This is a genomic window from Aestuariibaculum scopimerae, from assembly GCF_059428085.1.
Genome location: NZ_CM182089.1, coordinates 676112 through 688608, shown reverse-complemented (window position 1 = coordinate 688608; position 12497 = coordinate 676112). Strand labels below are relative to the sequence as shown.

7 protein-coding genes are annotated in these 12497 nt (G+C 41.3%); all 7 read left to right on the top strand.

The features are described from left to right. Positions 1-15: 15 nt before the first annotated feature. Genes AC5SR4_RS03185 through AC5SR4_RS03155 form a run of 7 tightly spaced genes read left to right on the top strand, consistent with a single transcriptional unit; the run spans position 16 to position 12353 of the window. Positions 16-2742 carry an alpha-d-galacturonidase gene (locus tag AC5SR4_RS03185; RefSeq protein WP_495358090.1) on the top strand — a complete coding sequence of 909 codons (2727 nt, stop codon included), beginning with the start codon at positions 16-18 and terminating at the stop codon, positions 2740-2742. Between the two features lies 1 nt (position 2743). Further along, complete coding sequence (locus AC5SR4_RS03180) at positions 2744-5869, top strand: malectin domain-containing carbohydrate-binding protein (protein WP_495358089.1); 3126 nt, start codon at positions 2744-2746, stop codon at positions 5867-5869. 13 nt (positions 5870-5882) lie between these two features. Beyond that, positions 5883-7943 (top strand): hypothetical protein, encoded by a 2061-nt coding sequence (locus AC5SR4_RS03175; RefSeq protein ID WP_495358088.1) that lies wholly within the window; start codon positions 5883-5885, stop codon positions 7941-7943. Then, positions 7944-10352, top strand: coding sequence for a glycoside hydrolase family 2 TIM barrel-domain containing protein (locus AC5SR4_RS03170; protein ID WP_495358087.1), 2409 nt, complete (start codon positions 7944-7946; stop codon positions 10350-10352). Then, entirely contained in the window at positions 10349-11122 is a 774-nt protein-coding gene (locus tag AC5SR4_RS03165) for an SDR family NAD(P)-dependent oxidoreductase (protein ID WP_495358086.1), read from the top strand. The genes AC5SR4_RS03170 and AC5SR4_RS03165 overlap by 4 nt, the downstream gene beginning before the upstream one ends. A gap of 8 nt (positions 11123-11130) precedes the next feature. Beyond that, positions 11131-11496 carry a hypothetical protein gene (locus tag AC5SR4_RS03160; RefSeq protein WP_495358085.1) on the top strand — a complete coding sequence of 122 codons (366 nt, stop codon included), beginning with the start codon at positions 11131-11133 and terminating at the stop codon, positions 11494-11496. Next, complete coding sequence (locus AC5SR4_RS03155; RefSeq protein WP_495358084.1) at positions 11493-12353, top strand: fumarylacetoacetate hydrolase family protein; 861 nt, start codon at positions 11493-11495, stop codon at positions 12351-12353. The genes AC5SR4_RS03160 and AC5SR4_RS03155 overlap by 4 nt, the downstream gene beginning before the upstream one ends. Positions 12354-12497: the final 144 nt, after the last annotated feature.

Genomic DNA, 12497 nt, shown 5'->3' with positions numbered 1-12497 from the left:
AGCAACCTGTTTAAAATGAAGTACCTCGCTTTCCTTGTTGTACTGTGCATGTTATCGTGTTCCACAGATAAAAAAATCACTATCATTGCCGATTCGGAGTCTCCTAGAATCGCCTTTGGAGCAGAAAAACTAAAAACAGCTCTAACTGACAAAGGCTATGAAGTTACTGTGGCAACAGCCTTGGACGCTAGAGATAAAAGCCGGGTTATAGTTTTAGGTCAAAAAGATACTGATACCTGGAAACAGGCCACACAAGAAGTCGCTATCAATGATGAGGACCTCACTAAAAAAGAAGGCTTTCAAATCAGTACCGTGAATCAAACCTTGTACGTTAAAGGGTTTGATGCCTCTGGAACCCTATATGGAGCTTTGGAGTTGATTGATCAAATACATACGGCTGGAGGACAATTACCTGAGACGTTAAACATACAGCAAAACCCTGAAATGGTTTTAAGAGGGGCTTGCATCGGACTTCAAAAAACAAAATACCTAGAAGGTCGTGGTGTATACGAGTATCCGTATACCCCTGAAAATTTTCCTTGGTTTTATGACAAAGAACTCTGGATAGAATACCTTGATATGATGGTGGAGAACCGCTTAAACTCTCTCTACCTGTGGAATGGTCATCCCTTTGCATCTTTAGTAAAACTAGATGATTACCCCTTTGCTCAGGAAGTAAGCGACGAAGACTTCAAAAAGAACGAAGCGATGTTCCGGTTCCTGACTGAAGAAGCCAATAAAAGGGGTATTTGGGTGATTCAAATGTTTTATAACGTTATTGTATCCAAACCTTTTGCGGAGCATTACGACATCAAAACACAAGACAGGTCAAGACCTATTGTACCTGTTATTGCCGATTATACACAGAAATCCATCGCTGCCTTCGTAGAAAAGTATCCCAATGTTGGATTGTTGGTAGCCTTAGGCGAAGCCATGGAAAGAGAATATGACATCGAATGGTTTACAAAAACCATTATCCCCGGTGTTAAAGACGGCTTAAAAGCCTTAGGCACTACCGAAGAACCGCCTATCATTTTAAGAGCTCACGATACCGATGCGCCCGCCGTTATGGAACAGGCTCTACCACTTTACAAAAACCTGTATACCACACATAAGTACAACGGGGAGTCCTTAACCACCTACCAACCGCGAGGCCCCTGGTCTGAAATACACAGAAAGTTGAGTCAGGCAGGCTCCACACATATTTCAAACGTACATATTCTGGCTAATTTAGAGCCTTTTAGATACGGATCGCCGGACTTTATTCAAAAAAGTGTCAAAGCGATGCACAAAGTACACGGTGCTAACGGCTTACATTTATATCCGCAAACGGCCTACTGGGATTGGCCTTACACCCCCGATAAAACCAAACCCAGGCTTTTGGAGATGGAGCGTGATTGGATATGGTACAAAGCATGGTCGCGTTACGCTTGGGAAAGCAACCGTGATAGAAACAAAGAAATCACTTATTGGAGTGGACAATTAGGCGATAAATTCGGTACTGATATACAGGCCGGAGGCGACATTTTAAAAGCCTATGAAGAATCCGGTGAAATTGCCCCCAAAACCCTACGTAAATTTGGGATTACCGAGGGTAACCGACAAACTTTGTTGCTCGGTATGTTCGAGAGTCAGTTAGTCAACCCTTACAAATGGCGTGTCTATCCCGGCTTTTACGAATCTTGTGGCCCTGTTGGCGAAATCCTTTTAGAATATGCCAAAAAAGAATGGGAACAGCAACCCCACGAAGGCGAAACCCCGCCACAAATCATTGAAGAAATCGTAGAGCACGGTAAACAGGCTGTTTTAGCCATCGATAAAGCTGAAGCGAGTGTTACCAAAGACAAGGCCGAATTTGAGCGCCTTAAAAACGACATGTATTGCTACGATGCCTTTGCCAATTTCTTTTCAGAAAAAGTAAAAGCAGCCTTATTGGTATTGCAATACAGCTATTCCAATGACATGGCCGATTTAGATAAAGCCCTGCCACATCTTGAAAAAAGTATAGTCTATTACCAAACGCTGGTAGATTTAACCAAAGACACTTATCTATACGCCAATAGTATGCAAACCGCGCAACGTAGAATACCGATAGGTGGTGATGATGGCAACAACAAAACCTGGGAAGAACTATTACCGCACTACCAAAGAGAACTGGCAAACTTTAAGAGAAACCTTGAACTACTTAAAGGCGCTAAAGATGGTAAAATAGAACGCAAAGCCGGAGAACCTTTCAAAACAGTAAACGTAACCCTTGTAAGTCCCAATAAAGGTAGTTATAAGGTGAAGCAAGGCACTAAAGTATATAGCACCCCCGGTTCTGAAATCACAGCCATTGCCCCCGAGTTGCAAAATTTAAAAGGCATTGCCTTTGAGGCTGACGATCAAAATAAAAATGGTACCTATCTTAATTTTGAAACAGACAAACCCGTAAAACTGGTAGTAGGCTATTTCAACACAGACCAAAAACGATTTTTATTCCCCCCAAGTTTGGAAACCAATGCTGCCGGGAATACCCATGGTGAGGCCGAAGTGATACTTGCTAACGCTGTAAAGTTAAAAGATTTACCACGAGTTAATATACACACCTACCGTTTTGAAGCTGGTACCCATGAATTGGTTTTGGGCAAAGGCCGTGTATTGCTGTTTGGATTTATAGATGCCAACCAAGACATTCAGTCTAGAGATGTTGGCTTAATTGTTGAAGATGATAAAGAAGCCGTAGATTGGCTGTTCTATTAATATGAAGTATTTAAGATATATAGGAGTTTTAGTAATCATTGGTTTAACGTCCTGTGCCAACAGGCAAACAGAACAAGGCGTTCGTAAAACGATTCCTTTGAATGAAAACTGGAATACCGTACTTTCAGATAGTTCAGGCTCCTACAAATCTGTATCTATACCTCATAATTGGGACCAATACTATGGCTACCGACGCATGAAACATGGCAATTTACACGGCACGGCATGGTATCAAAAAACCTTGAAGGTCGATATTGCCAATAAGGGCAAACAGCACTTCCTGTTTTTTGAAGGAGTTGGTTCTTATGCCACCGTTTGGGTAAATGGCCAACAAGTAGGAACTCATCAGGGAGGAAGAACCACCTTTACCATAGACATTACCAATGCTATTACCTTTGATGCGGATAACAGCATCGTATTAAAAGCAGAACATCCGGCATTCATCACCGATCTGCCTTGGGTTTGTGGTGGTTGTTCCGGTGAGTGGGGCTTTTCAGAAGGTTCACAACCCTTGGGGATTTTTAGACCTGTATCCTTGGTTATAACAGACAACCTAAGAATAGAACCCTTTGGTGTACACATTTGGAATGATGCCAATACCACTAAAGAAATGGCTACGCTACATGTTGCTACCGAGCTTAAGAACTACAGCGATGCCTCTAAAAACATCACCGTAACTAACACACTTGTAGATGCCAATGGAGACGAAGTTGCTTCAATAAGTACCGATGTTGCTGAAATCAATGCCGTTAAAACCATTGAACAGACCTTTCCTGATATTTCAAATCCACAATTATGGTCACCGGATCATCCCTATTTATACCAGCTTATAACCAAAGTTTATAAAAACGACCAATTAATAGACAATTTAACCACTCCTTACGGTATCCGTTGGGTGAGTTGGCCCGTAAACAGAACCGGAGAAGATAATCGCTTTTACATCAATGACGAGCCTATGTTCATTAACGGAACCTGTGAGTACGAGCATTTAATAGGCAGAAGTCACGCCTTTTCCAATACAGACATAAAAACACGCATCGCACAAGTAAAAGCAGCCGGGTACAATGCCTTTAGGGAAGGGCATCAACCCCACAACCTCCAATATCAAAAATATTTAGATGAAGAAGGTGTCTTGTTTTGGAGTCAGTTTTCCGCACACATCTGGTATGATACCCCTAAGTTTAAAGAAAATTTTAAAACCTTGTTGCGGCAATGGATTAAGGAGCGTAGAAACAGTCCGTCCATCGTCATGTGGGGCTTACAGAATGAAAGTACCATCCCGAAGGCTTTTGCAGAAATCTGCACCGACATTATTCGCGAGATGGACCCCTCTGCAAGCGCACAACGGGTGGTGACCACCTGTAATGGAGGTGAAGGTACCGATTGGAACGTAATACAAAACTGGTCAGGAACCTATGGCGGCGACCCATATAACTATGGTAACGAACTTAAAGAACAACTATTAAATGGTGAGTACGGTGCCTGGCGCACCATCGATTTACATACCGAAGGTGCGTTCAACCAGAAAGGCATCCTTAGTGAAAATCGCTTTTCACAACTCATGGAAATAAAAGTCCGTGAGGCCGAATCTGTAAAAGATAAGGTGGTGGGGCAGTACCATTGGTTGTTATACTCCCATGAGAATCCCGGCCGCATACAAAATGGCGAAGGGTTAAGAGATATTGATAATGTTGGTCCCGTAAACTACAAGGGCTTGTTTACCATATGGGGCGAACCACTTGATGCCTTTTATATGTACCGCGCCAATTATGTTTCTAAAACCGAAAGCCCCATGGTTTATATTGTATCACACACCTGGCCGGACCGTTGGGAAACCGCCGGTATTAAAAACGGTATCGATGTGTATTCCAACTGCGATGAGGTGGAATTGTTCAACGATGTAGACAGCACCTCCTTAGGTAAATTAAAAAATCCCGGTAAGGGGAACCATTTCCAATGGAACGAGGTCAATATTAAGTATAACGTATTATATGCTATAGGGTATGTAAACGGCCAACCCGTTGCCAAAGATTACATTGTATTAAACCATCTTGAAAAGGCACCTCACTTTGATGCCTTAATAACCGATAAAAACCAACTGCTAAAACCCGAAAACAACTATAACTACATCTATAGAGTTAATAGTGGCGGGCCTTCTTATAAAGACAGTTACGGTAATACGTGGATGGAAGATGTGCACAAAACAGAAGACAACACTTGGGGGTCCCTGTCATGGACCGATGATTTTGAAGATCTTCCATACAATTATGCGAGTCAGCGTATGACCCACGATCCCATTGCAGGCACCAATGATTGGAAATTGTTTCAGGACTTTAGGTATGGTGCCGACAAACTCCGTTACGAATTCCCCGCACCCGATGGCGAATACCTCGTAGAACTCTACTTTACAGAGCCTTGGTACGGTACAGGCGGTGGCATGGATTGTAAAGATTGGCGTGTGTTTGATGTGGCGATTAATGGTGAAACCCTTATAGAAGATTTGGATATTTGGGATGAGGTCGGTCATGACCACGCCCTTAAGAAAACCGTTCGCGTAAAAAGTAAAGACGGTTATATTAACATCGCTTTCCCAAAAGTAGCATCCGGTGAAGCCGTAATATCTGCCATAGCCATTGCTACTAAAGATAACAGTGTGAAACCCGCATCGCCATCATCAAAAGAAAAAGATACCATCACAGTCGTTCCAACCTATGATATGAACGAAGCCAATGAAGCCCGGCCGATTCTAAAGCTAGAAGCCGAAGCAGCCAAAACTACAGGCGATGGTATAAAACAAGGGTTTTTTAAAAAAAGTGACTATATTGAGTTCACCAAAAACACCCCTAACAGCATCAACTTTAGTGTGAACCCGGGTGTGGCAAATGTGTACCTAATGCGCTACCGCTTTATGAATATGAACGATACACCCGTTAAAGTAAAACTGACCATTACAGATGCCAATGGTATTTTGCTTAGAGACGACACCATTGAATTTCCCGTAGCCGATGAAAAATGGAAACTGTTAAATACTACCTCTGGCGGATTTATCAATGCAGGAACTTATCAAATTAAAATAGAATCAGAAACCATGAAAGGCTTGCGATTGGAGTCTTTTGAGTTTCAATAAATACCATAATATTATGAAATACATTCCATCCACTGTTTTTTCACTAGTCATGTTGATGTTTTTTGGGTGTCAGAAAACATCTGTGGTTCTGTTGGATGATGATTTTTCCAACCTAACCAGTGGTTACATCAGTTCCAGTGATGGCGCCCACACCGAATATCATTTTGACCCGGCACTACACCCTAAAGGCGGAAACTGGAACGTCGCCTCATTTTATCATGACTCCTTATCTTATACTGCCTGGAAAGTTTTTAAAGATGGCAATGATAAGATTATAGCACAACAAAACACCTATCATAAAGGCGCTTATGCACACCCTATGTTGGTGGCAGGCGATTCCCTGTGGAAGGATTATACGGTACATTTAAAATTCAAGCCTCTGGACACCTTGCAATCTGGTTTGGTTTTTCGTTACAAAAACAACAGCTGTTATTACTTCTTTGGTTTACGTAACGGAAATATTGTTTTAAAAAGAAACCACTATTACAAATCTTTTAGAAAAGCCAATGACACTGTTTTGCTGTCCAAGCCATTAGATTACAATTACGAGGACTATTTGGATTTAAAAGTAGTGGCGAAAGGAAACCATATAGAAGTTAGTGTAAACGGAGACCCCATTGGCGCGGTTGAAGATAATTTGTTTACAGGAGGTAAAGTCGGCTTGTTATCCAGTGCACCAGCCTATTTTAGTAAAATAAAGGTAGAAACTACCCCGGAAGAACAAGACAGAATTGCAGCCAGAACGTCTGAATTAAATCAGCAATTTGACGATTTTCAAAAGAACAATCCCAAAATGGTACTTTATAAAAAAATAAACACCTTTGGTTTTGGAGTGGGTAGAAACCTGCGGTTTGGTGACTTAAATGGCGATAACCAAATAGATATTTTAATAACCCAACCCCTGCATCACGGTCCTAAAGATAAGTTTAGTGAAGTTGGTACTATGACGGCTATAACCTTAGACGGTGAAATACTTTGGAGAACTGGTAAACCAGACTTGTGGAAAGACCACCTAACCAACGATGTAGGTGTTCAAATCCATGATTTAGATGGCGATGGAAAAAATGAAATCGTTTATTGCAAAGACAGAAACATCATTGTGGCAGAGGGGGCTACAGGGGACATTATCAAGCAACAACAGTTGCCCAGAATATCATCCATAGACCCTGATGTTTCACCAGACTATGAAAACGACCAGATTTTAGGAGATGCCGTATTCTTTGCAGATTTTAGTGGAAAGGGGAGACGTTCCGAAATCATAGTTAAAGATCGTTATAAACATTTTTGGGTGTTAGATGAAAACTTAAACACCTTATGGTCGGCTATATGTAATACCGGACACTACCCTTATTCTAAAGACATTGATGGCGATGGTAAGGATGAATTGTCTATTGGGTATTCCTTGTTCGATGATGATGGCAGTGTGTTATGGACTCTGGACGATACCATACAAGATCACGCAGATGGTGTCGCTTTGGTAGACTTTCAAGAGAACAATACTTATCAGTTATTAAATGCCGCCAGCGATGAAGGCATGTTCTTTATGGATGCCGATGGTGAAATTTTAAAGCATCACAAAATAGGCCATGTGCAAAACCCTGCCGTAGCCAATTTTAGAGACGATTTGCCCGGCCTGGAAACCGTAACCATTAATTTTTGGGGTAACCAGGGCATTATTCATTTTTATGATGCCCAAGGTAATATATACCACTCTTTTGAACCTGCACATCATGGCAGTATGTGCTTGCCTTTAAACTGGAAGGGCGATGGCGAAGAGTATTTTATACTATCGGCCAACCCGGAAATAGGTGGTGTGTTTGACGGTCATGGCAATAAGGTCATGAACTTTCCCGATGATGGCCATCCAGATACCTGTAATGCCGTGATGGATATTACGGGCGATTCCAGAGATGAAATTGTGGTATGGGATCCTTATTTTATTTGGGTTTATACACAAGAAGATAATAATAAAGCAAATCAAAATATGTACAAGCCGGTTAGAAACGGGTTGTATAATTATTCAAACTATCAAACCACCGTGTCTTTACCCGGTTGGAGTAAAAAAGAACAGTAAATGAGAACAGCTGGAAGCCTATATTTTTTAATTGGAATTCTAACCTTTATAGCATGTAAGTCGCCCGAGAAGGATGCTAGAATTGTAGAAGATTTTAACTTCGACTGGCAATTTAAATTAGGCGATCATCCAGAAGCCATACAAAGCGATTTTAACGCGAATGATTGGCGACCCTTAAACTTGCCTCACGATTGGAGTATAGAAGGTAATTTTAGTGAAGACCACCCGGCACGGCCAGAAGGTGGTGCCCTTCCCACGGGTATTGGTTGGTATCGCAAAACCTTTAAGTTACCTGAAACTTATAAGGACAAAGCCATTGCTGTTGAGTTTGATGGTGTTTACCGAAACAGTGAAGTTTGGATAAATGGGCATCACTTAGGGAAGCGTCCCAACGGATACATTTCCTTTGCTTACGATTTGAGCGACTATTTGCAGTACGGTGATCAGGAGAATACCATAGCCGTTAAAGTCGATAACGCATTACAACCCAATTCCAGATGGTACACGGGGTCCGGTATTTACAGAAACGTTCGGTTGGTCGTGTCTAACAAGTTGCACGTGGCACATTGGGGAACCTATGTGACCACACCCAAAATTTCCAAAGAAAAAGCGACCGTGCATTTTGAAGTCGCTATAGAAAACCATACCGACAAACCACAAACCTACAAGATAGTTACTACCATTTTAAACAGCGATGAGGTAGCCGTGGCAACTGCAGAAACTACAGAAACCGCTGCCGCGACTACCAATAAAACCCACAAGCAGCAATTAGAAATTGCAAACCCAACCTTGTGGTCATTAGAGCAACCTTACCTGTACACCGTACAAACAAAAATATATGCAGATGATATTTTAGTGGACAATTACAACACCCCCTTGGGCGTACGCTATTTTAATTTTGATGCAAAAAAGGGCTTTTCATTAAATGGCAAACCCACTAAAATATTAGGTGTGTGTTTACATCACGATAATGGTGCCTTAGGGGCCGTAGCCAACAAAGCTGCCATTAAAAGAAAACTGTCCATCCTAAAAGATATGGGGGTTAATGCCGTGAGAGCCTCTCACAATCCGCCATCTCTGGAACTGTTGCAGCTTTGTGATGAGATGGGTATTATTGTTCAGGATGAAGCCTTTGATGTCTGGAAAAAGAAAAAGGTAAAAGCCGACTATAATCTGGATTGGGATGACTGGCACCAAAAAGACCTTGAAGATTTAGTATTGCGTGATAGAAACCATCCCTCTGTGATGATGTGGAGTATTGGAAATGAAATCCGCGAACAATTTGATAGTACCGGGATCGCGTTAACGCAGGAACTCGTAAATACAGTTAAACGTTTAGATAGTACCCGCCCCGTAACCTGTGCCCTTACTGAGAATATTCCCGATAAAAACTACATTTACCAATCTGGAGTCTTAGATCTCTTAGGATTTAACTACAAGCACAACGATCATAAACAGTTCCCGGAGTGGTATCCTAATGAAAAAATTATTGCTTCCGAAAGTGTATCGGCCTTGCAAACCCGTGGGCATTACGACCTGCCCTCTGACACCATAAAGCGCTGGCCCCCGGCACACAATCAGCCTTTTGATGGCAATGCAGACTTCACCGCTTCGGCATACGATCAAATCTCGGCTTATTGGGGCTCCACCCATGAAGAAACCTGGAAGACCGTCAAGAACCTAGACTACATATCCGGACTCTTCATTTGGACCGGGTTTGATTATCTGGGCGAACCCTTACCATATCCCTATCCCGCCAGAAGTTCCTATTTTGGTATTGTAGACCTGGCTGGATTCCCTAAAGATGTCTATTATATGTACCAAAGCGAATGGACTGATACATCGGTATTGCACCTGTTCCCGCATTGGAATTGGGAAGCAGGGCAGGATGTAGATGTTTGGGCCTATTACAATAACGCCGACGAAGTAGAGTTGTTCCTAAACGGGCAATCATTGGGTATAAAATCTAAACAAAACGACGATTTGCATATCATGTGGCGTATTCCCTTTGAACCCGGAACCCTAGAAGCCGTTTCCAGAAAAGATGGTAAGGTTGTTTTGGAAAAAGAAATCCATACTGCCGGCCCCGTAGCAAACATACAGTTGCAGCCCGATAAACAAAGCATTAAAAACGATCATTACGATTTAGTGTACGTTACCGTAAACATGGTCGATGCTGATGGCAATTTAGTCCCCAAAGCCAATAACCGCGTTAACTTTAAAGTATCTGGCGGCGGTAAGATTGTAGGCGTCGATAATGGCTATCAGGCCAATATAGAACCCTTTAAAGCCCATAGTTGTAAAGCCTTTAACGGTAAATGTCTGGTGATTATACAGTCCAATGGTAAACCCGAACCCATAGAACTAACAGCCACAACAAAAAACATAGAAACAACACTAAAAATATGAAGTTCAGTTTAAAAAATAAAACAGCAATCGTAACCGGAGGTGGAAGTGGTATAGGGAAAGCCATATCCAAGACCTTGGCAGAGCAAGGCGCCCACATTCATATATTGGAAGTAAGTGCCAATACAGGCGAAACCACTAAATCTGAGATAGAAGCTAAAGGCGGCTCTGCAAACGTTCATGCCTGTAATGTTGCCAATCAAAAAGAAGTTGTTGCAGTTATTAATGCCATTGCAGAAAAACAGACTATCAACATTTTGGTAAACAATGCAGGCATTGCACATGTAGGCAATGTAGAAAATACATCCGAAGCCGATTTAGACCGTGTTTATAATGTAAACGTAAAAGGCGTTTACAATTGCATTTATGCTACCATTCCGCATATGAAAAAAGCAGGAGGCGTTATCATTAATATGGCTTCCATAGCTTCCTCAGCAGGAATATCAGATAGATTTGCGTATTCCATGTCTAAAGGCGCAGCGTTAACAATGACCTACTCTGTAGCCAAGGATTATGTAGATTGCGGTATTCGGTGCAATTGCATTTCCCCGGCACGCATACATACCCCATTTGTAGATGGCTTTTTAAAAGCCAATTACCCAGGAAAAGAAGCTGAAATGTTTGAGAAACTTTCTAAAACACAGCCTATAGGGCGTATGGGTTTGCCACAAGAAGTTGCCAATTTAGCCCTGTACCTTTGCTCTGATGAAGCCGCTTTTGTAACAGGAACGGATTTCCCCATTGATGGCGGATTTATAAAATTAAATGGCTAAAAGTTGATATGAAGAATTTTGTTGTAATTGTAAAAAATACTGGTGCAATTCCCAATAAAACCAGTTCAGTCCCCAATAAAACCAGTCTAGCGCTCAATAAAACCAGTTTTGTTCCCAGTAAAACCAGTTTTGTTCTCGGCAAAACAAGTTTTATTAGTGATAATACCAGTTTTCTTCAGAAGAAAACAAGTTTTGTTCTCGGAAAAACTAGTTTTATTGGCGATAATACCAGTTTTGTTAGCAATAATACCAGTTTTTTTCAGAAGAAAACCAGTGAAATTCTCAGTAGCACTAGTGAATTTATCAGTAACACTAGTGAATTTATCAAAAACACCAATGTAAATACACAACATACTAAACAATATAATATATGAAGTTAATACGATTTGGAACAGAAGGAAAAGAAAAACCAGGCATTCAACTGCCCAATGGAAAAAGAATAGACGTTTCAGGATTTGGTGAAGACTATACCGAAATCTTTTTTGAAACCAACGGTCTAAACCGATTAAAAACATGGTTAAAAGACAATGAAACCTCCTGTGCAGAAGTTTCAGAAAATACCCGGTTGGGTTCCCCCATTTGTCGCCCTTCAAAAATAGTCTGCATTGGTTTAAACTATGCCAAGCATGCTGCCGAAAGTGGAATGGCCATTCCTAAAGAACCCGTATTGTTTTTTAAAGCAACATCTTCTATCATAGGACCCAATGACGATGTGATAATACCCAAAGGCAGTGAAAAAACCGACTGGGAAGTGGAGTTGGCCGTGGTAATTGGTAAAAAAGCATCTTATATATCAGAAGATGAGGTGATGGACCATATAGCAGGCTATGTGTTGCATAACGATATTAGCGAACGCGCCTTTCAATTAGAAAGAGAAGGGCAGTGGGTAAAAGGAAAGAGTTGCGATACTTTTGCACCACTAGGTCCCTTTATGGCAACTAAAGAAGATATTGAAAATCCCAACAATCTTAATCTTTGGCTAAAATTAAACGGAAAGACCATGCAAAACAGTTCTACTTCCGATTTTATATTCAACATTCAGGAGTCCATTAGTTACATCAGTCAGTTTATGACCCTGTTACCTGGTGATGTCATCTCTACAGGAACACCCTTTGGTGTAGGCTTGGGCTTAAACCCTAACGTGTATTTAAAACCCGGTGATGTTATGGAATTAGGTATTGAAGGTCTGGGTGTTTCAAAACAGCACGTAAAAGCATATTCAGGAAAATGATTATGGATGGCCGCCAGCATTTTAGGAAATTCTAAGAGGTATAAATTGTTAAAAAATTAATTTTATTTTTTTCTTTTTATGGAATTATAATCTTCACATTTTCTGTAAATTGCACCCCTTTAAGAAAAAACATAATGCTTAGGT